Annotated in this window: 20 protein-coding genes; 19 read left to right on the top strand and 1 reads right to left on the bottom strand. The window is 38.6% G+C overall.

The window, feature by feature from the left end; translation table 11 throughout:
* Positions 1 to 4 precede the first annotated feature (4 nt).
* Positions 5 to 766 (bottom strand): SDR family NAD(P)-dependent oxidoreductase, encoded by a 762-nt coding sequence (locus H0184_RS25145; protein WP_221829922.1) that lies wholly within the window; start codon positions 764 to 766, stop codon positions 5 to 7.
* 233 nt (positions 767 to 999) lie between these two features.
* Here H0184_RS25145 and H0184_RS25140 point away from each other — a divergent pair, with 233 nt between their 5' ends.
* The 19 genes from H0184_RS25140 to H0184_RS25050 all read left to right on the top strand — a co-directional run bounded on the left by H0184_RS25140 (position 1,000) and on the right by H0184_RS25050 (position 23,885).
* Positions 1,000 to 1,302 (top strand): MTH1187 family thiamine-binding protein, encoded by a 303-nt coding sequence (locus tag H0184_RS25140; RefSeq protein ID WP_221829919.1) that lies wholly within the window; start codon positions 1,000 to 1,002, stop codon positions 1,300 to 1,302.
* Between the two features lie 121 nt (positions 1,303 to 1,423).
* A complete protein-coding gene (locus H0184_RS25135) occupies positions 1,424 to 2,131 on the top strand; it encodes a DNA alkylation repair protein (protein WP_221829918.1) in 708 nt (235 codons plus the stop codon).
* Between the two features lie 391 nt (positions 2,132 to 2,522).
* The gene (gene spo0A, locus H0184_RS25130) at positions 2,523 to 3,305 is read left to right on the top strand and encodes a sporulation transcription factor Spo0A (protein WP_221829917.1); all 783 of its coding nucleotides are present in this window, start codon (positions 2,523 to 2,525) and stop codon (positions 3,303 to 3,305) included.
* A 429-nt stretch (positions 3,306 to 3,734) separates the two neighbouring features.
* Positions 3,735 to 5,396, top strand: a complete 1,662-nt coding sequence (locus H0184_RS25125) for a peptide ABC transporter substrate-binding protein (RefSeq protein ID WP_221829892.1) — start codon at positions 3,735 to 3,737, stop codon at positions 5,394 to 5,396.
* A 70-nt stretch (positions 5,397 to 5,466) separates the two neighbouring features.
* Entirely contained in the window at positions 5,467 to 6,396 is a 930-nt protein-coding gene (locus H0184_RS25120; RefSeq protein ID WP_221829890.1) for an ABC transporter permease, read from the top strand.
* The gene (locus H0184_RS25115; protein ID WP_221829887.1) at positions 6,396 to 7,328 is read left to right on the top strand and encodes an ABC transporter permease; all 933 of its coding nucleotides are present in this window, start codon (positions 6,396 to 6,398) and stop codon (positions 7,326 to 7,328) included. The genes H0184_RS25120 and H0184_RS25115 overlap by 1 nt, the downstream gene beginning before the upstream one ends.
* A 19-nt stretch (positions 7,329 to 7,347) precedes the next feature.
* Complete coding sequence (locus tag H0184_RS25110; protein ID WP_221829885.1) at positions 7,348 to 8,346, top strand: ABC transporter ATP-binding protein; 999 nt, start codon at positions 7,348 to 7,350, stop codon at positions 8,344 to 8,346.
* A 32-nt stretch (positions 8,347 to 8,378) separates the two neighbouring features.
* Complete coding sequence (locus tag H0184_RS25105; RefSeq protein ID WP_221830176.1) at positions 8,379 to 9,332, top strand: ABC transporter ATP-binding protein; 954 nt, start codon at positions 8,379 to 8,381, stop codon at positions 9,330 to 9,332.
* A 232-nt stretch (positions 9,333 to 9,564) separates the two neighbouring features.
* Positions 9,565 to 10,440, top strand: coding sequence for a glycoside hydrolase domain-containing protein (locus H0184_RS25100; RefSeq protein WP_221829882.1), 876 nt, complete (start codon positions 9,565 to 9,567; stop codon positions 10,438 to 10,440).
* Positions 10,441 to 10,622: 182 nt separating this feature from the next.
* On the top strand, positions 10,623 to 12,449 hold the full coding sequence (locus H0184_RS25095) for a sensor histidine kinase (RefSeq protein WP_221829879.1): 1,827 nt from the start codon (positions 10,623 to 10,625) through the stop codon (positions 12,447 to 12,449).
* Positions 12,427 to 13,128: a response regulator transcription factor gene (locus H0184_RS25090; protein WP_221829877.1), complete on the top strand. Its 702-nt coding sequence runs from the start codon at positions 12,427 to 12,429 to the stop codon at positions 13,126 to 13,128. The genes H0184_RS25095 and H0184_RS25090 overlap by 23 nt, the downstream gene beginning before the upstream one ends.
* A 102-nt stretch (positions 13,129 to 13,230) precedes the next feature.
* On the top strand, positions 13,231 to 14,511 hold the full coding sequence (locus H0184_RS25085) for an ABC transporter substrate-binding protein (RefSeq protein WP_221829874.1): 1,281 nt from the start codon (positions 13,231 to 13,233) through the stop codon (positions 14,509 to 14,511).
* A gap of 64 nt (positions 14,512 to 14,575) precedes the next feature.
* On the top strand, positions 14,576 to 15,265 hold the full coding sequence (locus H0184_RS25080) for a hypothetical protein (RefSeq protein WP_221829872.1): 690 nt from the start codon (positions 14,576 to 14,578) through the stop codon (positions 15,263 to 15,265).
* A gap of 14 nt (positions 15,266 to 15,279) precedes the next feature.
* Positions 15,280 to 16,215, top strand: coding sequence for a carbohydrate ABC transporter permease (locus H0184_RS25075; protein WP_396953624.1), 936 nt, complete (start codon positions 15,280 to 15,282; stop codon positions 16,213 to 16,215).
* Positions 16,205 to 17,041, top strand: a complete 837-nt coding sequence (locus H0184_RS25070) for a carbohydrate ABC transporter permease (RefSeq protein WP_221829869.1) — start codon at positions 16,205 to 16,207, stop codon at positions 17,039 to 17,041. Before H0184_RS25075 ends, H0184_RS25070 begins: the two co-directional genes overlap by 11 nt.
* A 35-nt stretch (positions 17,042 to 17,076) precedes the next feature.
* Complete coding sequence (locus tag H0184_RS25065) at positions 17,077 to 18,417, top strand: FAD-dependent oxidoreductase (protein WP_221829866.1); 1,341 nt, start codon at positions 17,077 to 17,079, stop codon at positions 18,415 to 18,417.
* A gap of 24 nt (positions 18,418 to 18,441) precedes the next feature.
* Positions 18,442 to 20,091: a DUF4127 family protein gene (locus H0184_RS25060; RefSeq protein ID WP_221829863.1), complete on the top strand. Its 1,650-nt coding sequence runs from the start codon at positions 18,442 to 18,444 to the stop codon at positions 20,089 to 20,091.
* Positions 20,092 to 20,173: 82 nt separating this feature from the next.
* Entirely contained in the window at positions 20,174 to 23,104 is a 2,931-nt protein-coding gene (locus tag H0184_RS25055; protein WP_221829860.1) for an FIMAH domain-containing protein, read from the top strand.
* A 211-nt stretch (positions 23,105 to 23,315) separates the two neighbouring features.
* Positions 23,316 to 23,885 carry a class I SAM-dependent methyltransferase gene (locus H0184_RS25050; RefSeq protein WP_221829857.1) on the top strand — a complete coding sequence of 190 codons (570 nt, stop codon included), beginning with the start codon at positions 23,316 to 23,318 and terminating at the stop codon, positions 23,883 to 23,885.
* Positions 23,886 to 24,110 lie beyond the last annotated feature (225 nt).

The following is a 24,110-nucleotide window of genomic DNA, read 5'->3' as shown; positions in this document are numbered from 1 at the left end:
GAGGTTATTTTGCGGTCGCACCGCCATCAATCGCAATTTCAGCACCAGTAATATAACTTGATTCGTCAGAAGCTAGGAATAATACTAAGTTTGCGACTTCTTCAGGTTGTGCAGCACGGCCTAAGGGTATCCCCATAAGTGCTGCTTTTGTAGCATCTTCATTTTCTGTTACAATTGATACCATTGGTGTATCAATGAACCCTGGGTGTACAGAATTAACACGAATATTATCAGGCCCTAATTCAACAGCCGCATCTTTAGATAATAATCGAATGGCACCTTTTGAAGCGGTATAATGAATACCAGCAGCGCCGCCAACTAGACCTGCCATGGAAGAAATGTTCACAATAGAACCGCCGCCACTTTTTCTTAATTCAGGAATAACGGATTTAATTCCCAAAAATTGACTTGTTGAATTTACGGTCATAAACTTATTCCAAGCAGCAAGATCAACATCATCAATTAAAGCAAAACCAGGTGCACCCCCAATACCTGCGTTATTAACAAGTGTATCAAGTTTTCCGTATGTACCAACAGTTATTTTCACTACTTCATTCCATTGTTCTTCATTGGTAACATCATGTTGTACAGCAATTGCTTCTCCGCCAGACGCAACGATTTCCATAACTACATTTTCTAACAATTCAATTTGAATATCCGTTGCCACTACTTTTGCTCCTTCTCTTGCGAATAAGCGTGCTTCCGCAGCCCCCTGACCACTAGCAGCCCCAGTAATAATTGCAACTTTTCCTGATAAACGCCCCATAAAAACATCATCCTTTTTAGAATATTTAGAAAATTGTTATCGCTTTCATTTTATCAAAGAAGACAAATAAAGTCACTCTACAATGTTTTTCACACAACGAAAAACAAAGAATATTTAGATGCTATCTCAAAATAGCGTATCATTTAATAATAGAAAAAAGATTCAAACACACGTTGAACTTTAGCCAGTTCATGATATTCTAGTAAAGAAATGAAGAATTCGGAGGTAGAATAATGGCAATTGTTGATATTACTGTTATACCGGTTGGGACAGGCACACCTAGTGTAAGTGAGTATGTAGCTGATATTCAAAAAGTTTTACAACAGTATGAAGGAAGAGTGAAGTATCAGTTAACCCCCATGAGTACCCTTATTGAAGGTGAATTGGAATTATTGCTAAAGATTGTTCAAGAACTACATGAAGTTCCATTTCAGAAAGGTCTTCAAAGAGTATGTACGAATGTTCGAATTGATGATCGGCGAGATAAAGAGAATACAATGGAGCGTAAGTTACAATCGGTACAGGAAAAATTATAGCGTGACGAAGTGTATATAAAAATAAAAACACAAATCTATACATAATAATATTATGTTAACTAAATATTTTTTTATATTTTTCGTAATCAAATAAATAATGAAAAGGAGGGAGTGCAATACGATGGATTTTGAAATGGTAATGCAGGAACTGGAAGCTCTCAGCAATGAAAGATTGAAAAAAATGTACATAGGCAATGGTGCAAAGGAACCACTTTTTGGTGTAGCTACAGGCAAAATGAAGCCGATTGCAAAAAAAGTTAAGATAAATCAGCCTTTAGCCGAGCAGCTTTATGCAACTGGGAACTACGATGCCATGTATTTTGCCGGCATCATTGCGGACCCAATGGCAATGACGGAGGCTGATTATAATCGATGGATTGATGGCGCGTATTTTTATATGCTGTCAGATTATGTAGTTGCAGTCACTTTGGCAGAAGCTGATATTGCACAATCTGTTGCCGATATATGGATTCAAAGCGGTGAAGAACTTAGAATGTCAGCAGGTTGGAGTTGTTATTGCTGGCTTTTGGGTAATCGCACGGATAGTGAATTTAGCGGAACCAAGCTTGCTAGTATGCTGGATCAGGTAGAAAAAAAGATTCACGATTCTCCTGATCGAACGAAATCTGCCATGAATAATTTTATCTACACTGTTGGTACTTCATACTTGCCTCTTCATGATAAGGCCGTTGATACCGCAAGTGCAGTTGGTCCAGTTGAAATCAAGCGGGATAAGAAAAAAAGCAGTATCCTGCGGGCTTCAGAAAATATTCAAAAGGAAATAGATAGAGGGAAGCTCGGTTTCAAACGCAAATATGTTAGGTGTTAGGGTCGTTCGTAGTTTACTAACATTAAGTCAGAGTTGAAAGTGTAAGGTATTCAATAAACACTATCCAAATTCTCTTGAATGGTACAGCAAATATTTGTTCCTCTTGCTTTTTTTGGAATATTGAGGTAATATTTAAGTTGGTAAAAATAAAGAAAATAATTAAATATTCCCATTTGGAAGATGGTATAGACAATATTTTTATTGAGCTCAAACATAAGCCAAAATAGAAACACCCTGCGAGGGGGGTATTCTATTTTGGCTTTTTTTATTATCGAATGTGGAACTGGGAATTGAGCTGGACGAAATAGGAGCTGCAAAGGGTACATAAAACAGGCAATTCAATAACTTCAACAGAATCAATAAAGATTAACAAAAAAGGAGAATTAGTAATATGATAAAAATCGGAATAATTGATGATAATGTACAATTCACAGAAATACTTATAGATTTTCTTTCGACATTCAATGAAATGGAAGTGATTGGAGTTGCGCATGATGGAATGAAGGGGATGGAGTTAATTAGGAATCAGAAACCAGACTTAATCATATTAGATTTGATTATGCCATTTTCCGATGGTCTTTCTTTATTAAAAAACATATACGAAGAAAACATAACCATAAAGGTGATAATACTTACTTCTTTAGGGACAGAGGATACCATAACACGAGCAAAGGAGCTAGGTGCATCCTACTTTTTGATGAAACCTATTGAACTAAGCCATTTACCAAAATTGTTAATATCCATTTGTTCAGAAGGTGTTTCGATGAAAAAAACGTTAGAAAAGGTACTTAACAAAAATAATGATGGGAAAATAGAACTGAAAATTACCGATATATTACGTTCTATAGGTATTCCAGCAAATCTAAAAGGGTATTTTTTTTTAAGAGAAGCTATTCAAATGATAAATAATGGCTGTGAGTTTAGTTTTTCAAAAGTTATATATCCGGCTATTGCATCCAAACATCATACCACTACAAGCCGTGTAGAAAGAGCCATAAGGCATGCAATTGAAGTTGGATGGAATAGAGGAGGTATTGAGCAGTTAGATTTAGTATTTGGAAATACAGTAAGTCCATTAAAAGGAAGACCAACAAACGGTGAATTCATTTCTTTAATTGCTGAGTATTTAAGACTGCAAAAAGGGATGAAAATCGAAAGTTCTACCTCTGTATAATACAATTATACTTTCTCCTTCAAATAAAACGCGGCACCATTTAATGAAAAATTCTCTCAGGGATATGATCTGAGGGGATTTTTTTATGTGCTGTATAGATGGCGTAACGGAAGCTTTCGTTAATCATGCATATTATTATTAGCCCTATAAAAACTTCATTCACAAAAAATTCTCGAAACAATGAAACCTTTTAATAAACATTCCGTCTAAATCACCAGCAAACGGAAAGAAAGAAAATTTAAAACAAAATAAATGAAGCACCTTCCTAATAGAATCAAGAATTCTTACTAACTAACCGGTCATTTAATTACATATACAAATACTTCTTAACTACTGAAGTATTTATATAATTTTTTATCCTATAAAAGGGAGGGATAATAGGGGTTCAAAGTTTTAGGTTAAACTTCTATAAATTAAGGGGGAAATTTAATGAGGAAGTTAAAGGTAATGGCGCTGTTTTTAGTAGTTGTCACGTTATTGTTATCAGGATGCTTTAATAATTCTGGCACCAGTGAACCTACAGGGACGAAGGATAAGCCCGGCGGAAATAACGAGGTAACAGAGAAGATTATCAGAACAAATAGCGGTTCTGAACCGGGATCCCTGCATCCAGGTAAAGCAGAGGGCTCACATGATTCATGGATTCTTGACCATACATTTGTAGGGTTAATTAAGAAAACAGCTGAAGGAAAGATTGTCCCAGGGATGGCTGATACTTGGGAACAAAGTGATGACTCACTCACTTGGACATTCCATTTAAAAGAAGGATTAAAGTGGTCCAATGGGGATCCGTTAACGGCAACGGATTTTGAGTATGCCTGGAAGCATGTACTTAATCCAGAAACGGCATCTGTCTATGCTTATCAGCTCTATTATCTTGAAGGCGGGCAGGAGTATAACGCTGCAGAAGAAGGTGCAGATTTAAAAGCATTAGAAGATAAGGTAGGGGTTAAAGCCATTAATAATACGACATTAGAAGTAAAATTAGCGCAGCCAACTCCTTATTTCTTAGAGGTTACCTCACACTTTACGTATTATCCAATCAATAAAAAGGTCCAAGAAGAAAATCCTGATTGGTATAAAGAAGCTGCTACGTTTGTATCCAATGGTGCATTCAAATTAACTCAGTGGAACCATAAGGAAAATATTAAACTTGAGAAAAATGAGAATTACTTTGCTAAAGACGAAATTAAATTGGATGGTCTCTTCTTCACCCTCATAGAAGATGAGAATACCGCTTGGCAAATGTACCAGTCTGGTGAACTTGATCTTGTCTACCCATTACCGCAAGATGTAACAGGTAAGTTGATGGCGGAAAAGGATCCTATTTTCCATAACGGTCCGGACCTATCACTCTATTATTTAAACATCAATACAAAAGAAAAACCGTTTAATAATGTAAAAATACGTAAGGCTTTAAGTTTAGCGATTGACCGCCAAACAATTGTAGAACACGTTGCACAAGGCGGCCAGAAGCCTGCCTATGGAATTGTTCCTCCTGGCATACTTGATACTAAAGGTGATTTCCAGGAAAACTCAGGGGATTTATTTAAAGAGGATGTTGAAGAAGCCAAAAAATTGCTTGCTGAAGGGTTAGCAGAAGAAGGGTTAGATAAGCTGCCGCCTTTTGTTTACACCTACAATACATTGGAAGCTCATAAAAAGATTGCAGAAGCGGTTCAAGAAATGTGGCGTAAAAATCTTGGAATAGAAATCACCCTTGAAAATGTTGAGTTCCAAGTGAAATTGGATCGTGAAAAAGCCGGTGACTTTGCCGTCAGCAGGGGTGGATGGATTGGTGACTATGTAGACCCAATGACGTTCTTAGATCTTTGGATAACAGATGGTCCTGAAAACAATTCACAATGGAGTAATAAGGAATATGATCGTTTGATAGCAGAAGCAAAATCAACCATGGATACAGCTAAACGTATGAAAGCCATGCATGAAGCTGAGAAAATTGCCATTGAAGAATTCCCAGTTATTCCTATTTACTTCTATACGAAACCATATGTAGTAAGGGAAACGGTGACTGGTGTCTATGCTCCAATTAACAGATACCCTCAAATGGAACTTGCGGATATACAGTAAGAAAATAGTATAAAAGCGGAGTATGCTATACATTTTATGGCATACCCCGTTTTCTATAAGGGGGAGTAAAATGCTTAGGTTTGCCGGAAAACGATTACTTTGGGCGTTAGTGACATTATGGGCGATTATCACCATCACCTTTATCATTATGCATTCGATCCCAGGTGATCCATTTGCCAGGGAAGGAAAAATGCCGCCCGCAGTCTATGAAAACTTAACGAAGCACTACCATTTAGATGAACCTTTATACGTCCAATATTTTTTGTATATAAAATCCTTACTAGTTTTTGATTTTGGACCTTCTTTAAAGTCTTCTACTCTTACAGTCAACGACTATATTGAAAAAGGCTTTCCCGTTTCACTGCATTTAGGGATTCAGGCATTACTTCTTGCGGTTGTTCTCGGACTTATTTTTGGTGTCATTGCGGCCCTAAACCGAAATAAGTGGCCTGATTATTTATCAATGGTCCTTGCGATCATTGGGATTTCGGTACCTAGTTTTATCTTGGCAACATTTTTAATTAACTATTTTGCTGTTGAGTGGGGTCTCCTTCCAGCGGCAACATGGAGTTCGTGGTCGCATACCATTTTGCCAACTATTTCGCTCGCGATGCTCCCTATGGCTTACATTGCCAGGCTGATGCGTTCAAGTATGCTGGAGGTGCTGAATCAGGATTTCATGCTGACAGCTAAATCCAAAGGGTTAAATAAGGGATTTATTATTATGAAATATGGTGTTAGAAACGCGATTTTGCCGGTCGTTTCGGTACTGGGGATATTAGCTGCTAATCTGGTCACGGGCAGTTTTGTGGTTGAAAGTATTTTTGGGATCCCTGGTGTGGGAGAGCTGTTTGTAGATGGAATCTTTAATCGTGATTATCCAGTCATCTTAGGGTCCACTATATTTTATAGTATGGTGCTCATTTTTCTTATTTTCATCGTAGATATTGCTTATTTTTGGATTGATCCAAGAATTAAAGTGGCAGGGGAGGAACAGTAATGTCTAAAGGAAATATTGTATTGACCAAGGAAATGTTTGTCCCTGCGGAAGATAATTTTTTAGAAGCCGAAACGATTAGTGCCCCAAGTGTATCGTACTGGCGAGAAACGTGGAGAAGGCTAAAAGAAAACAAATTAGCTCTATTCGGACTAATCATCATTATTTTATTGGTTCTTATGGCAATCGTCGGACCATATATCAACGGTTACTCCTATTTTGAGCAAGACTTTAGCAAAAAAAATCAGCCACCCAACTCTGAACATTGGTTTGGAACCGACACAGCAGGCCGTGACCTCTTTACTAGAGCTTGGTATGGAGCAAGAATCTCGCTTTTTATTGGGTTAATGGCAGCACTTATCGACTTTGTGGTTGGGGTCATATACGGTGGAATTTCAGCCATAAAAGGAGGAAGAACGGATAATATCATGATGCGGATTGCCGAGGTGCTATTTTCGATTCCTTATCTTCTAATGGTTATCCTCATGATGATTATTTTGGAAAGGGGCATTTGGCCCATCATTGTAGCGATGACGATTACTGGTTGGATACCAATGGCGAGATTGGTCCGTGGACAGGTCCTTCAATTAAAGGAACTAGAGTATGTGCAGGCGGCAAATGCGATGGGTGCCGGAACTTTTTGGACATTGGCAAAACATATGGTTCCAAACATGATGGGACCCATCCTAGTCAATATAACCCTCACTGTTCCAACCGCGATTTTTGCTGAAGCCACCTTGAGTTTCCTTGGGTTAGGTATTCCTGCGCCTGAAGCAAGCTGGGGAACGATGGCCAGTGATTCTCTTGGCAGTATTTTAATAGGAAACTTTTATCAGTTGGCAATTCCTGCCCTACTAATCTCCATTACTATGTTTGCCTTTAATGTATTTGGCGATGGGCTCCGGGATGCGCTAGATCCAAAATTAAAGAAATAAGAGAATAAGGGGTGGTCACTTGGACAATTTGCTAGAAGTAAAAGACTTAGAAGTCTCATTTTACACCCATGCAGGTGAAGTTCAGGCTGTTAGAGGTGTGAATTTCGCAATTAAGCAGGGAGAAGTCGTGGCGATTGTGGGGGAATCCGGATGTGGAAAAAGTGTTACGGCTAAGAGCATTATGAAACTGCTGCCTTCTTCAAACTCCAGCTATAAAAAAGGTTCCATTTTATTTAAGGGTCAGGAAATCATCCAAGCAAATGAGCGAGAAATGAAGAAAATTAGAGGAAATGAGATCGGAATGATTTTTCAAGATCCGATGACATCTCTTAATCCTACTAGTAAAATATCAGACCAAATTGCAGAGGGTCTTAGGAAACACCGTAACATGTCAAGAAAAGAGGCATTGAATTACGGAATCAAACTGTTAGAAATGGTTGGAATTCCACATGCAGCGGAGCGTATTCATCATTATCCACATGAATTCTCGGGGGGAATGAGGCAGAGAGTGATGATTGCTATCGCCATTGCCTGCGAACCAGAATTATTAATAGCCGATGAACCGACTACTGCGTTGGATGTTACCATTCAAGCACAAATTCTAAAATTACTGAAACAACTAAAAGATGATTTGAATACAGCCATCGTGTTAATTACTCATGATCTAGGAGTGGTAGCGGAACTTTGTGATAAAGTCATTGTTATGTATGCGGGCAAGGTGGTTGAAACAGGAAATATAGCAGAAATTTTTCGAAATCCCCGGCACCCGTATACAATGGGTCTTATGAGGTCCATTCCTAGATTAGATATGCAAAGGGATGAAAATTTGTATTCTATTGTTGGGACACCCCCGGATCTATTAAATCCTCCAAAAGGGTGTGCATTCTATTCGAGATGTAAATATGCTATGAAAATCTGCAAAGACTTTTCACCGGAAATGGAAAGTTTAGAACAATCTCAAAAAGCAGCCTGCTGGCTATACCATCCATTAGCCAAATCAGCTGTAAAGACATCATAGGAGGGTTTACGATGAATGTAGTAGAAAAAGATATGAAAAAGAAAACACCTCTTGTTGAAATAAAAAATCTAAGTAAATCCTTTCAAATGGGTGGACAGGAGCTGAAGGCTGTTAATAATATCAGTCTATCCATTCAATCAGGAGAAACTGTTGGTTTGGTTGGTGAAAGCGGGTGCGGCAAATCGACATTAGGAAAAACCGTCATAAGACTAAATCGTGCCACCTCAGGTGAAGTCTTATTTGAAGGAGATAATATTCTAAGTCTGCCTGAAAAATCGATGAAGAAGTTTCGGAAAGATATGCAGATTATTTTTCAGGATCCATATGCTTCTTTAAACCCTCGAATGACCGTTGAAGAACTAATTGGCGAACCACTTTCAATTCATAGGTTGATAACGGGAAAGGCAAAAAAGGATAGAATAAAAGAATTGATTCTCCAAGTAGGGTTGAAACCGGAACATTTACATCGATACCCGCATGAATTCAGCGGCGGCCAGCGTCAGCGGATTGGGATTGCCAGGGCTTTAGCGCTTAATCCTAAATTCATCGTATGTGACGAACCAATCTCTGCTTTGGATGTTTCGATTCAAGCGCAAGTAGTCAACTTACTGAAGCAGTTGCAGCAGGAACTAGGGCTTACCTATTTATTCATCGCCCATGATTTATCAATGGTTAAATATATATCGGACCGAATTCTAGTTATGTATTTAGGAAACATGATGGAACTCGCGGACAGTGAATCGCTATCAAGAGAACCATTACATCCGTATACGCAAGCACTTATGTCAGCTGTTCCTATCCCTGACCCAGCTATAAAAAGGGAACGAATTGTGTTAGAAGGAGAGGTCCCAAGTCCGCTGCATCCGCCAAGCGGATGTGTATTTCGAACACGGTGCATGCATGCGATGGATATCTGTTCGAAACAAGTCCCAACTTGGAAAGAAGTGAAAGAGAGCCATTTTACAGCGTGTCACTTATATAACTAAGTCCACTTTTTTGACTTCATTTATTCAACGAATCATTACGAAAATATAATAATATTATGTTAACTTAATAGTCATTTTATTAGAGGCTTCAATGTCTAATAAATTTCAAAAGTACACGTCTAGCCGCCATGGTTAGGCGTTTTTCATTCTAAAGGCGGAGGTCCATCTTCTCACGCTTCCATACGACTGTCCGAATACATTGACTATGAAGACAGTCGTATGGAGGGGAATAATGAAAACAGGTAAAATATTTTGGGTTATATTACTAAGCTCTTTCCTTGTCCTATCATTACTCTTTGTTTATTCTTATCAACAAAACACCTCAACAACTACAAAACCTGTGAAAGAACCACAAACTGTAACAGAGACCGGTAAAGAAGAGGAGGCACCAGATAAACCACCTAAGCCACAACCAGAACCAGAACCAGACCCTCAATCAGCACCGCCGCCGCAGGAGCCGCCACAATTATTATGGGGAGTTGATACCGCTAGTCCGATAGACCAAGCTTTTATACAATGTGTAGTGGATAACTATGGTAAGCCCACTGTTTTTGGAAGATATCTGGAGACAAAGGAAGGGGTATCGGCTGGGTTGACACCTGAAGAAGTGGAGCTTCTACATCAACAAGGAATTAAGATTATCCCCATTTACAACCATTTTTCAAACGCCACTACTTATGAAGGCGGGGTGCAAGAGGCACAAGCGGCAATTGCCTTTGCACAACAGATAGGAATCCCTGAGGGGAAAGCGATTTTCGCAGATATTGAACCGACTTACCCAGTGGATGAAGCATTTATCCGTGGCTGGGTAGACACGTTACTTGGTTCACCATATAAACCTGGTATCTACGGGGTCTTTACCAACGATAGTGCACTTACGGCCGCATACCTAGCAGCTGTAGCGTCCAATCAGAATGTTCAATCCCAAACGATCATTTGGAGTAGTAACCCGGATCCTGGCGTAACTCCCCAGGCTAAGGCTCCAGAATTCCAGCCGGGTGCACCCGAAAACGTGCCTGTTTCAATTTGGCAATATGGAATTGATGGAGAGACCTGTAATATTGACACGAATCTAGTACAATCCAATATCTTAGAATTTTTATGGTAGTGAATGGTTGTTAAAAGAGAGTCTTAAGACTCTCTTTACATATTATTTTTGTTACAAAAGGAAGCATTTATAAACTAATCTTGAGGGCTTACTGGTCCTTTTTTCGAAATATTCTGAGAGGGATTTTCGGTAATAGTGTAGAAAGCTTTAACTAACACTATTAATAAGGGGAATACAAGAATATGAGGAAAATGAATCAAACTATTAAAATTTATCTCCTTTCCCTCCCTTACCGAGTCAAATTAATCCTGGTTTTTTCCCTTCTTATACTACTAACGGCAACGATTTTAGGAAGTATAACCTACTATCAATTTGCGAAATCCAGTCAGAATAAAACGGAAGAATATCAGATTCAATTGGCAGATCAAATTAACCAGCATTTAAATCGCTATTTAAAGGAAATGCAGATTATATCCTTGTCACCATTTTATGACCAAGAGGTATTGGATATACTGAAATCCCATCAAACACCGAGTGAAGGCACTTCGTTTCCCCCTGCAGCGGAACGAGTCCCAATGTGGAGGTATATTTCTAGTCTCATTCATATGCGAAATGAAATTAGAGGAATCCATATCATGGCAAATGATGGGACTATCTTTAGTAATTTAGATTCGAATACGGTTATGCTGAAAGTATTCGAAACGGATAATGACTGGATCCAAAAGATTAGGCAGGCAGACGGGGAGTGGGTCCTGCTGCCATTACATAAACCCAATTATTATTTAAATAAAGATACTACAGTATTCTCTGTGGCCAGGCTTATACGAGATCCTTCAAACCATGAGCACCTAGGGATTATAAAAATTGATTTAAAGCAGGAATTAATCAATGAAATTGTAAGCAATTCAAATACGAAAAGTCATATTTTTATCCTCGATAAGAACAACGAGTATATTTATCCAAATAAGGAGGATAAATTGATTGAAGCTTCTTTCTTATCAGAAATTGAAAACATCAAGGTAAAAAACTATACAAACATACCCATTGATGGAACAGAATATATGATGGTCTATCATCAGTCAAGCTATTCCGGGGTAAAAACAATCATGCTCACACCGCGATCGAGTGTGTTTAGCGAAGTGAATCATCTCCGGAAGGTGATCATTTTAGTTGTAATGGTGGGTATATTAATCTCATTTTTATTAGGATTTTTACTCTCGAAGCCGCTGGTAGAATCGATACACACCTTAAGAAGAGCGATGGGTAATGTGGAAAAAGGAAATTTTGAACAAAGAGTAACAATCCATTCAAATGATGAAATTGGTGATCTTGGAAAAGGCTTTAACCTCATGACTAATGAAATTGACCGCCTTGTTACAGAGGTGTACAAAACCAGTTTGCGGGAAAAAGAGGCTGAAATTAGGGCACTTCAAAGTCAAATGAACCCGCACTTTCTCTATAACACATTAGAATCAATCAATATGCTTGCGATTACAAAGGGAAATTTAGACGTTTCGGATATGGTTTCTTCTTTAGGGAAACTACTGCGCTACACCATTGATAATTCATCCAAAATTATTACTTTGGATGAAGAGTTATCCTTTATTCGGTCTTATGTGGCAATTCAAAAGGTTCGGATAGGTGAAAATCTCCAGTATATTGAAGACATTGACCCAACCCTACACTCTGTATTACTGCCAAAACTAGTATTGCAGCCATTTGTGGAGAACGCCATTGTTCATGGTATCGTTCAACAAGGCGGGCACATTTTAATTAAGGCATATGAAGACAGTGGTCTTCTAAAGATATCCATAAGTGATAACGGAAAAGGAATTACAGAACTAGAATTAACCAAGCTGAAGAGATTAATAGAGAATCAACAACACATTTTGTCTGAAAAACACAATGGGATTGCACTATCAAATGTGCATGAACGCCTACAGCTCTTATACGGAAAACAATTTGGAATTTCCATTGATGGCAGAGAAAAAAGTGGATTCTCGGTGACGTTGACAATACCAATCCAGAGAATGGGGGAAGAACTACATGAAAGAAATATTAGTGGTTGAGGATGAAGCCATAATTCGACAAGGACTAAAGATATTACTTGAACAGGTAATTGGCGGGTATCAGGTGAAGGAAGCGAAAAGTGGTGAGGAGGGACTGACCTTTTTTCACCAAAGAATGCCGCATTTAATTATTACTGATATTCGAATGGGCGGCATGGATGGACTCACCTTTAGTTCAAGGATTAGACAGGTTTCGGAAGATGTACCTATTATCATATTAAGCGGGCATAGTGATTTTGAATATGCAAGAAAAGCAATGCGCTACGGTATTACTGACTATCTATTAAAACCGATTAATAGAGTTGAGCTATCGGAGACGTTATCAAAAATATTTAAGGATGATGAGGAGGTGAAAGTCGAAACCTCTAAACAATTTAATAAAATCCTGCAGTACATAAATGACAACCTAAGTCAGGAAATTACCTTAAAACATTTAGCAGATTATGTCTATTTGAATCCGCAATATGTTGGACAATTATTCAAATCTGAGCTTAATCAAACCTTTACGGATTATATAACCGAAGAAAGGTTAAAACGGGCAAAGCAATTATTAAAAGGTACCAATTTAAAGGTATATGAAGTGGCACAGCTTTCTGGCTATAAAAGTCCTAAGCATTTTATGACTGTCTTTAAGCAAGAAGTTGGGACCACACCTGTCCAATTCCGGAAATATTCATAAATTTTAAAAAAAATCTATGATTAACGAACTATATCTCTTTTTGAAGGGATATTTTTTGTAGGGCTATATCTTTAAAATGTAAGACAAAGGGAGGTATTACAAATGAAGAGAAAGATAGGACTCATTTTTTTAACACTACTAATGGCAGCGTTTACAGTGGCATGCAGTAATAACACTGAAACGGGATCGAAGGAAAATGGCTCAAAGGATGAAGAAGTTGAGTTGACCTTTATGATGTGGGGAAATGAAGCGCATCAAGAAGTGTACAACAAATTAATCGCAAAATTTAACGAAACACACCCGAACATTAAGGTAACGATGGAAAGTGTACCATTTCCAGATTATCAGCAGAAAATTACCGTTTTAGCTGCTGGTAGAGAACTGCCGGATGTAGGCTGGGTTGCAGAGCGTATGGCACCTCAATTTATGGAAAATGGACTGTTAGCTAATGTGTCTTCTTTTAAAGAGGATAAGGATTATAACATGGAAGATTTTTTCCCATCCACACTCGACTTATTCGAGCAGGATAATAAATTGTATGGTATCCCATTCTCGACTCCGCCAATGGTAATGTTCTATAACAAAGACTTGTTTGTAAATGCTGGTGAAAAAACACCAAATGAACATGTAGCAGCTGGAACTTGGAATTGGGAGCAGTTTGAAGAGTCAGCAAAGGCGATATCTTCTAATGGTGTCTATGGTGCGAACTTCTTCCGTGATTGGAATACGTGGATTGCCTTACTATCACACACATGGGCTAATGGCGGGGACTTGTTTAATAAAGACCAAAGCAAATTCACTTGGAATAGCGTACAAGGCGTTGAAACGTTAAATATGCTAGACCGCATGATGTTTAAAGATTCGTCTCATCCAAAAGCGGGTGAACAAGTAAGCTTTGATTCTGGGAAAATTGGAATGTTCTTTGATGTTTACAGCTATGTCTCTGCAGCGCGGAATGTAAAAGATTTTGAATGGGACATTGCCCCACTTCCAGAAGGAACTGAAGGTAGATTCCCGATGCTTGGCCAAGCGGGATATGGTTTATTCAAAGATTCAAAACATCCAGAAGAAGCAAAAGAACTTCTAAAGTTCTTTACGAGTCAAGAGGGAATCACGGCTACATCAACATTCTTTGTACCTCCACGTGAATCAGTGTTAAGCTCTGATGCGTTTGTCAATCAGCCTAATAACCCACCAGCAGAAAGTATTAAGCGTGCGGTTATTGACGAAATGGATAATGCCCGTTTACAAGCTGGTCATGTGGAATGGCAAAAAATTGACACGGCCATTCAATTTGGGTTTGACGAATTGTTTGGTCAATTGAAAAAGCCAGAAGACATATTAAAAGGCATGGAAGAAAAAATTAATCCGATATTGAAATAACATTGAGATGCGGTTAAGCCTTCTAAGGATTAACCGCATAGCTTTTACAGGGGTGGAAGACTTGATGGGATTGTTAGAGCAAAACCTGAATGAAAATAAAATGACGTTAATTGTGAGTTTACCAGAAAACCGCTTCGATTTAGCAAAGGCTGCCATCCAAGCTGGAGTAGACAGTATTAAACTGCATGTGAATGTCCATCATCGAGCTTCAGGAAATGTGTTTGAAGCAGTGGAATCTTATGAGGAAGTATTTCGCGGTATTAGGGATGAATTTTCTGGACCGCTTGGAATCGTTCCGGGTGGATCATTTGAAGATATAAGAAAAAGTGAAATGGAACGGCTTCTTGCTCTAGGGTTTAATTTTTACTCCATTTATGCCCATGATATGCCTAGCTGGATGCTTGGGCTAGACAAGATTGAAAAAACCTTTGCCATCTCTAGTGACTATTCACTTACCTCCATTTGCAACGTAAAACATCTTGGGATAACCGCTTTAGAAGCATCCATCATTCCAGGAGAGGAATATGGAACACCACTCACCTTCAAAGATGTAATTGCCTATAATTGGCTTACCCAACATGTTGATGTTCCAGTACTCGTTCCTTCTCAAAGAAAGCTAGTGCCTTCTGACATTCCTATTCTCGCTAAAGCAGGAGTAAAAGCGATTATGCTTGGAGCCATCGTGATAGGAAATACCGAAGAAAGTATTCAACAAGCAATCAGCTCTTTTCGAAATGCAATCGATTCGTTGTAAAGGGGGTAGGAGAATTGGAATCAAATGTTCAAACAGCGAAAGTTCTACCCACAAAGGGTAAAAAAAGAAGAAAGAAATTTATCGGCAGTGAAGCGTTCTATGGCTATTTATTTGTGAGTCCAATGGTAATTGGATTTCTTTTAGTGATGTTATTCCCACTAGTTTATTCTATTTATATGAGTTTAACAGATTGGCAGCTTCTTGGTGATCCCAATTTTATTGGGAGTGAGAACTATCAACGCTTAGTCAATGATCCGGACTTTTGGGTTGTTTTAAAAAACACACTTATTTTCGCAGCAGGTCTTGTGCCAATTAATATCCTGATGGCCCTATTATTGGCATTGCTGTTACAGAAGAATTTACCTGGAATTGGTTTCTTTCGAACAGCGATTTTTATTCCGGTTATGACTTCTATTGTTGTGTGGTCGATTATTTGGAAGTATATGTTTGGTACGGAGGAAGGATTTATTAACCAAATACTTGCTGTCATTGGAATTGACGGACCTGCCTGGCTTTATGATCCAGATCTAGCGATGGGTGCTGTTATTGTTGTAAGTGCCTTGAAGAATGTTGGTTTAAATATGGTGTTATTCTTAGCTGCCCTTCAGCAAGTAGATAAAAACCTCTATGAAGCTTCCTATTTAGATGGAGCCAACAGGCTAAAGCAATTTACGAATGTCACTCTGCCAATGATCACCCCTACTGTTTTTTTAACATTGATCTTAACGGTAATCGGATCCATGAAGGTATTTGGGCAAATCTATGTAATGACCAACGGTGGTCCAGGGAATACTACCAAGGTGTTAGTTTACTATATTTGGGAAAATGCATTTAAACTATTTGATTTTGGCTATGCATCAGCAATAGCACTTGTTCTATTTGTAATTATCTTGTTTTTTACCATCATTCAATGGAGTGCGAGAAAAAGGTGGGTTTTCCATGAAGAATAAAAAGAAAAGCGGAATCTTTACAAAACTATCATTTTACGGAGTGCTTACCCTTATTTCACTCATCATGATTGTTCCATTATTATGGATGATCAATACATCATTTAAGGATTCAACGAAGGTTTTTGTGTTCCAATTTATCCCAAACCCGTTTAAGTGGGAAAACTATTTACAGGTATTAGAATCGACACCATTTCATCTTTTCTATTTTAATAGCTTTTATATTGCGATATTAGTAACAGCTGGGACCATCTTTTTAGGATCTTTAGCGGGTTACGCCTTCGCCAAGCTTACGTTTAAGGGAAGTTCATTTCTTTTTCTTTGTTTGTTAAGTACCATGATGATTCCTGTTGAGGTCATTACCATCCCTTTATTCTTATTTATGAGAGATTTGGGGTTAATAAATACGCATGTCCCATTAATTGCGATTCCGATTTTAGGGCCTGCAGGAGTATTTGGCGTTTTCGTCATGAGGCAATTTTTCTTATTGGTACCAAAGGAGTTAGAAGAGGCTGCGAAATTAGATGGATGCTCGTATTTCCGGATTTATTGGAATATCATGCTTCCGTTAGCCAAACCAGCGGTTGCCACCCTCACGATTTTCACTTTTTTAACCAGCTGGAATGAATTTTATGAACCGCTTATTTATATTAACTCAAAAGAACTAATGACGTTACCTGTCGCATTGGCCTTATTTACGGATGAGGTTGGGACGAAGTGGGAGCTTCTCATGAGTGCATCCGTTATGGCAACGGTTCCATTGTTAATCGTCTTCTTTTTCGCCCAAAAGCAATTTATTGAAGGTGTAGCCATGACGGGTGGAAAGTAAGCAGAGATTCAAATACAAAAAAGGATGTGTCTATTTTGAAGAGAGAACTAGAATATGATGTGGTCGTAGCAGGAGGAGGACCTGCGGGTATTAATGCCGCGATTGCTTCAGGCAGGACAGGAGCTAGTACGCTGCTAATTGAAAGATATGGTTTCCTTGGAGGAATGTCTACCGTAGCACTTGTTTATCCATGGATGACTTTCCATACGGAGTCAGGAAGACAAGTTATTAAAGGGATTGCTCAGGAAATCGTTGAGCGTTTAATAGAAAGAAATGGTTCACCCGGTCATTTGCGCGATACCGTAGGGTTTACCAATACACTAACCCCTTATCATCCTGAAAAATATAAGCTGTTAGCATTAGAAATGCTAGATGAAGCAGGTGTAGAAGTCCTTGTTCATAGTTTTGTAGATAAGGTTGAGGTAGTGGGAAGTAAAATTAAATCCATTAATCTAACAACAAAATCGGGACCGATACAAGTGTCAGCGAAGCAATTTGTCGATACAACAGGAGACGCCGATCTTGCTTACTTATCCGGTGCTCCTTGTTTAAAAGGGAGAGAAGGGGATAGTAAAACACAGCCGATGACGATGAAGTTTCGAATGAGAGGCGTGGATCTTTCAAAAGTAAAGGAAGCAATGCAGGCAGATCCGAGTAATTTTTATAAAAAGACACCGATTGCCGAATTAGATGTAATACCCATTACGGGCGTACAGGGTTTTTATAAAGAATGGAAGGCATCGGGAGTACCAATCAATCGGGATCAAGTTCTCTTTTTTGCAGGCCCTGAAGAGGATGAAGTTCTTGTCAATTGCACTCGTGTTCAAGGTCTTGATGGAACGGATGTTTTTGACTTAACGAAAGCGGAAAAAGAAGGCAGAAAGCAAGTATTGATGATGGCTGAATTTTTGCAGCAGAAGATTCCTGGCTTTGAAAAAGCTTCGATCTCAGCTGTTGGATCGCAAATTGGTATTCGAGAAACTAGACGGATTGATGGACAGTATGCACTCACCATCGAAGATGTTGTTGCAGGAAAGAAGTTTGATGACACGATCGCTCTCAGTGGCTATCCAGTTGATATCCATGACCCGACCGGTAAAGGTGTTCAAGCAAATGACATTGAGGGTGATGGATGTTATGGGATTCCCTATCGATGTCTCGTGCCCAAAGGTATTGAAAATCTATTAGTGGCAGGAAGATGTATTTCAACCACTCATGAGGCTTTAGCAACAACGAGATTGACGCCTAGTGCAATGGCAACTGGGCAGGCGGCAGGAACCGCTGCAGCACTTGCTATTACCGATGATGTAGCACCGAAAAATATTGATATTAAAAAGCTTCAAGCTATTTTGGTAGACAATGGTGTGGTTATTTAAATTCTTTCTTGAAGGAGGAAACCCATGAAACACTGGAGAAGAATTTTTTCCTTAAGTCTTGCTGTACTACTCATTATTAGTTCTGCCTCTATGATGTCAGCCAAAGAAATCAAACAAGAACAAGCGACACTTCTACTGGTTCCGTTGGATGACAGACCAGCAAATGTTTATTTTCCTGAGAAGGTAGGTGCATCTGCTGGTATCGACGTGATTTCCCCACCAAAAGAAAGGACAGGTAAATTTACGCAGCCTGGAAATGGCGAAGAAATAAGTAAATGGCTTTTAGAGAATGGAGATCAAGCCGATGGATTTGTCATTTCAACCAGTATGCTTGCCTATGGCGGTTTAGTCGCTTCACGTACAGGGGTGAAATCCCTGGAAGAAGCAACCAAGGATATCCAGGTAATTAAAGAATTGAAAAAATTGTACCCGGAAAAGCCTGTATATGTCTTTGATACGATACAACGTTTAGCGGTGACAGCCATTAGTGATGAATACTTAAAATATTATTCGCAAATAAGTGAGTGGGCAATATTATACGATAAGGTCGTAAACCTCGAAATGCCTGGGAAAGAAAGACTAGCGGAATTAGAGTCGATTATCCCAGCAGCTGTTTTAGAAGATTACAAGAAAGCTAGAGCTAGAAACCATACTGTGAATAACTTAATGGTTGACTGGGTGAATGAAGGTTATATCGACCACTTAATCCTGGCACAAGATGACGCTGCTCCTCACGGACTCCATCGTGCGGAAAGAGAGCTGCTACTTGAAAAGGTGAACCAACTAGATGTCGAAGACCAAGTTGCTGTCTTCCCAGGTGCTGATGAAGTGGGAGTGGTATTGGTTTCACGATTTGTCAATCAACTCTATAAGACATCTCCTGCATTCTTTGTTGAATACGGAGGAGTTCATGGTAAGGACTGGATAGCTCCTTTTGAAGATACAACCTTTGATTATAATGTGCAAAAGCATATTGTTTCTGCTGGAGGTAGAATTGTTGATAACGAGGAAGATGCAGACATTCATCTTCTACTAAACACGCCATCTAAGAGTGGAACATCAAGATCAGAAGATATTACAGAGCTCGTCCAAAGAACAAATGAATTGATTACGGTTGGAAAACAAGTAGCGATTGGCGATGTTTTGATTGTTAATAAGGCGGATGAGGCTTTAGTGACTGAGCTTGCGAAAAAGGTAGATTTAACAAGAATTCTAGCCTATAGCGGCTGGAATACAGCTGGAAATGCACTCGGCATTACCGTGGGTCATGCAGCAGCTCGTGCAGCGTTTTTAGAGCAAGAGGCAGGATTTGGTGTGCCATTATATGAACAGGCCTCTGAACATCATTATGAGTTTTTACTCCATCGCTTTGCGAAAGATCAAGGGTATAAAAATGTTGTCCATCCTGCGGCGAGAGGCTATATCGGACAAATTGGTGCAAGTGAGTGGGACTTAGGTAATAAATACGATTTAGTAAACCAATTTGTAAAAGAAAAACTAACAGCTGAAACCGAGAAGTGGTACCAATATTTTGATGGTAAAGAAGTGTACATTGGTTCGAGAGGAAAGAAGGATTTTTACAAAACCATTTCATCGTTAGAAAGTGTTCATGTGAACCTGCCATGGCCAAGGATTTTTGAGGCAGAGCTGGAACCAGAGTTGGAACTCAAATAATTAATAGTAGAAGGCAGAAGTAATTCTGCCTTCTACTATGTGAAAAAACTTATCTAGTCTATTAAAAATGGAGGTTATGTGATTGGAAAATCTCAAAGCAAAACCAGTGATAAGGTGTCTGTTAATTTTTGTATTGCTATTAAGTGCTTCAACTCAGACGATTACATTTGCTGAAGCGATACCTGAAACATGGGATATTGTGGATGAGGGATTTTCGGATTACAAAAGCGGCTGGGGTGTATCCAAGGGCTCAAGTACAAATGCTGCAACAGGCAGTATTGTCCAGGGAGATGGAATTGTTACTATAAAAGAAAGTCTAGAAGCCACGAATTTTGCCTGGCATTTCCTAATTAAAAATGATTTTACGATTCCTGAAGGTGCTTTTACCTTTGAATTCAAGGCAAAAGTGAATAATCCTAGTACTGGTAATGAGGTAGGAGTAAGACTAAACAATAAATTAGTCGGAGTGTTTTTAAGCTATGATGGTGAAGCGGGAACGATTAGAGATAGAGTCGTAAATCCAACCCAAACACATACGTTAGATACCAGTGAATACAACATTTACAGAGTCGTTGTCAATAACGATTATAGCTTTGATGTTTACGTCAATGGTCAATATCTGATAAGCAGTCAGGCAGGTAATGAATCGGGCGGAAAATTAATCAAAATCGGAGCCGAGTCTATTGCAAGTGCAGATATGGATATCGACTATTTCAAAATGGCAAATGGTATCTTGGTTCCAGAGGGTCAAGAACCGACTCTTGAAACCTCTGATTTGGAGACAGCTATTGCAAAAGCAAAAGCGTTAGTGGAGGAAGCGAGTGTGGGGGAGAACCTTGGTCAATATCCCCAATCAGCGGTTGATACACTGCAAGCTGCCATTATAGAAGCAGAAGCCCTCCTTCTTAACGAAAGTGCTGAACAATCTCAAATTAATGATATGGTCGTAAAACTAGAACAATCTATCTCTCTATTCAATAACTCCATCCATGTCGCTCCAGCAACCTTTCCGGTATTTGAATATCAGAAGGTAGTAATCGATCCTGCCAATATGAACTATAATCCAACTGACGAATATGATTTTCCTACAGTTATAAGAGCTTCAGATTACTTCGAGAAACCATTAGGAAAGTATTATATGTATTATGGACCGCATGACAGCCCAGGCGGAATTTCATTAGCTTATTCAGATTCACCTGAAGGTCCATGGGTTGAATATGAGGCAAACCCAGTTATCAACCGTAATAATCCACCACATTATTCGGTTTCGCATGTTGCATCCGCGCACCCAATTTGGATGGAAGAAGAAAATAAACTATACATGTATTTTCATGGTGAAAATACTACAACTAGGTTAGCTACTTCCGTGGATGGTATTCATTTTTACTATGAAAAAACTGTAGTAACAACAGCTGATTTTAATGATGTCAGTGAAACATCCTATGCAAGAGTTTTTAAATATACCATCCCTGAAAAAGGGAATAAATATATCATGCTGTTAATGGGGAACAACAACGGAAATAGAAGAATCTATCTAGCGTGGTCCAATGATGGAAAGGAGTGGGAAACACAAAGAACTCCGGTTATTTCTCCCGTTAAAACGGAAAGCTTTGACCACAAAGGGAATTTATCAGGTGCTTACTATTTCCCTTGGGAAGGAAGGCATTATGTTGCCGTGCACGCCGGTGATGGGCATCAATATATCGTGGAAGTCGGAGAAAACTTTGATTTAGCCATACATCACGGAGCATTCAATAAAGCAACGGGTGAAGATCCTGATTATGGCAGGGTTGCTTCACGTTCGTATCTTCAAGAAGGCGATACAGTATATATGTATTATGAAGTTGGGCAACGTGGAAGTACCAAAATTGCTTTAGCGAAGTCTGTTCCCCCTGAAGAGTTGGAAAAGTTAAAGACGGTGGATATAAATATACAAAATACAACCCTGCAAAAAGGTACCTCAACTCCTTTAGTAATGAATGCTATTCGTAAAAATGGAAAACCAGTAGACCTAAATGACGTTACCATTAACTATTTTAGCTCGAACCCAAATGTTGTGACCGTAAAAGATGGGATTGTGCAAGCTCATGCTGAGGGAACAGCTGAAATATGGGTAGAAGCTGCTTTTAATGATGTAACCGTGGCTTCTAATACGTTAATCCTTGAAGTAAGAGACGGATTTGTATGGGATATTGTAGATGAAAGCTTTAGGGATTACACAAAAGAGTGGGGAATTACTAAGGGCTCACGTACGAGTGAAACAACGGGAAAAGTTACACAAGGTGATGGTTATGTAACCATTGTAGAAACATTAAATGAAGGAACTTCAGCTTTCCGCTATGTTACGAAGAACAATTTCTTTGTTCCTCATGGAGCCTATACCTTTGAATTCCGGGCAAAAGTAAATGCACTAACTACAGGAAATGAAGTTGGCGTTAGAGTAAACGGTCAACTCATGTCTGTTTTCTTGACGAATGATGGAGTAACAGGAAGTGTTCAAAATAAAATACAAAACCCAACTCAAACATTTACACTTGATACAACAGTATATCATGTGTATCGAGTAGTGGTTAACGAAAACTCTACCTTTGATTTATATGTGGACGGTGAGTACATCTGGACCGGAGAATCGGTTGTCCAATCAAATGGAAATTTGATTAAATTGGGTGCAGACACACCAGCAACAGCAAATATGGATGTTGACTATTTTAAAATGAACACGGGTATCTTAATTCCTGAAGTGAATGTAGATATTCCATATGTAAGAAGTCTACTAGAGGAGTATGGCAGCAAAGGAGAAGTACAGCAGCCATTGGCAACACAGCTGGAAAATCACCTGAATAATGCAGAACATCACTTTGGGGATGGAAGAATTCCTCAAGCCATTCACCAAATGGAAACCTTTATTAGACATCTGAATAATAGTGGTTTAAGTAACTTGATTTCTGCACATGCAAAGGAAGAGTTAACTGAAAAAGCAACTAAGTTAATAGATAAATGGTACAATGAATAGCTAATTTAGGAAAAAAGGTTGTACAATCGTTGGAAGAACAAGATAAATACTGTATAGAGAAAATTTCTTTTGAAAGCAATCTATTAAGGTTGCTTTTCTTTTTTTATAAAATAGTAGAAAAATATAGTAAAAAGTTATATAGTTGGAAAAAACAATCCATAATATTCTTAATATAGTAGACAATGAAAAAAGAAAAATAAGGAGCTCAAGCATGAACATAAAAGACAAATGGAATTTAAAACATCTGGATCGAATCACTCATTTAAAGGAGCCTCAACCCAACCCAAGATTAAAGAAGCTGGCCTCTTATTTTAAAGAAGGCGGTACGGCTTTGGATATCGCTTGTGGTCTTGGTGGAAACAGTCTGTTCCTTGCAGGAATGAACAATCAAGTCGAGGCTATTGATATTTCAGATGTTGCGATCAACTATGTCCAAGAACAGGCAGCAAAAGATAATTTAAGTGTACAGCCTCGAGTAACGGATCTAACAGATTTAGATACTTTAAATTGGCCGAATAACCCCTTTGATTTTATAGTTATGTCTTATTATCTAGATCGCTCGCTGTTTCCAATTGTTAAGAACGTTTTGAAAGATGGGGGTTATTTCTTTATGGAAACCTACTATCAGTCACCGTACATAGAGGAACAAGAACAAGGAGTATCCGACCAATATAAACTAAAGTCGAATGAGTTATTAGCAGAGTTTGGAGATTGGAAGGTTCTTTATTTTGAAGAGAACGAACAAGAAGGCTGGCAATCAATATTTTGTCAAAAACGATAAAATTTGATTGTTTTTACAAAAAATGCTGCTGACAATTAGAATTAATTTTCATAGGGATGATGCCTTAGCATGGTATCATCTTTTTATTTTCCCTTTTGATCGATGAGCAATAATACCTGCAACAAACATTTTTTATTGGGTCCAACTATTGGAAAATTTGGAAGGTAAATTAAAGAAAAAAGGCGAATTATTTATTAATGGCTGCTTAGGAAAGTTTCACTACAT

The sequence above is a fragment of the Neobacillus niacini genome, assembly GCF_019749295.1.
Classification (GTDB): Bacteria; Bacillota; Bacilli; order Bacillales; family Cytobacillaceae; genus Neobacillus; species Neobacillus niacini_D.
Note: the sequence above shows the minus strand (reverse complement) of the source record. Positions and strands in the feature narration are given on the sequence as shown.

Bases quoted from the DNA above. Each gene is read 5' to 3' on its own strand.
- H0184_RS25145 (WP_221829922.1), bottom strand. From the start codon at position 766: ATGGGGCGTTTATCAGGAAAAGTTGCAATTATTACTGGGGCTGCTAGT.
- H0184_RS25140 (WP_221829919.1), top strand. From the start codon at position 1,000: ATGGCAATTGTTGATATTACTGTTATACCGGTTGGGACAGGCACACCT.
- H0184_RS25135 (WP_221829918.1), top strand. From the start codon at position 1,424: ATGGATTTTGAAATGGTAATGCAGGAACTGGAAGCTCTCAGCAATGAA.
- spo0A (WP_221829917.1), top strand. From the start codon at position 2,523: ATGATAAAAATCGGAATAATTGATGATAATGTACAATTCACAGAAATA.
- H0184_RS25125 (WP_221829892.1), top strand. From the start codon at position 3,735: ATGAGGAAGTTAAAGGTAATGGCGCTGTTTTTAGTAGTTGTCACGTTA.
- H0184_RS25120 (WP_221829890.1), top strand. From the start codon at position 5,467: ATGCTTAGGTTTGCCGGAAAACGATTACTTTGGGCGTTAGTGACATTA.
- H0184_RS25115 (WP_221829887.1), top strand. From the start codon at position 6,396: ATGTCTAAAGGAAATATTGTATTGACCAAGGAAATGTTTGTCCCTGCG.
- H0184_RS25105 (WP_221830176.1), top strand. From the start codon at position 8,379: ATGAAAAAGAAAACACCTCTTGTTGAAATAAAAAATCTAAGTAAATCC.
- H0184_RS25100 (WP_221829882.1), top strand. From the start codon at position 9,565: ATGAAAACAGGTAAAATATTTTGGGTTATATTACTAAGCTCTTTCCTT.
- H0184_RS25095 (WP_221829879.1), top strand. From the start codon at position 10,623: ATGAGGAAAATGAATCAAACTATTAAAATTTATCTCCTTTCCCTCCCT.
- H0184_RS25090 (WP_221829877.1), top strand. From the start codon at position 12,427: ATGAAAGAAATATTAGTGGTTGAGGATGAAGCCATAATTCGACAAGGA.
- H0184_RS25085 (WP_221829874.1), top strand. From the start codon at position 13,231: ATGAAGAGAAAGATAGGACTCATTTTTTTAACACTACTAATGGCAGCG.
- H0184_RS25080 (WP_221829872.1), top strand. From the start codon at position 14,576: ATGGGATTGTTAGAGCAAAACCTGAATGAAAATAAAATGACGTTAATT.
- H0184_RS25070 (WP_221829869.1), top strand. From the start codon at position 16,205: ATGAAGAATAAAAAGAAAAGCGGAATCTTTACAAAACTATCATTTTAC.
- H0184_RS25060 (WP_221829863.1), top strand. From the start codon at position 18,442: ATGAAACACTGGAGAAGAATTTTTTCCTTAAGTCTTGCTGTACTACTC.
- H0184_RS25050 (WP_221829857.1), top strand. From the start codon at position 23,316: ATGAACATAAAAGACAAATGGAATTTAAAACATCTGGATCGAATCACT.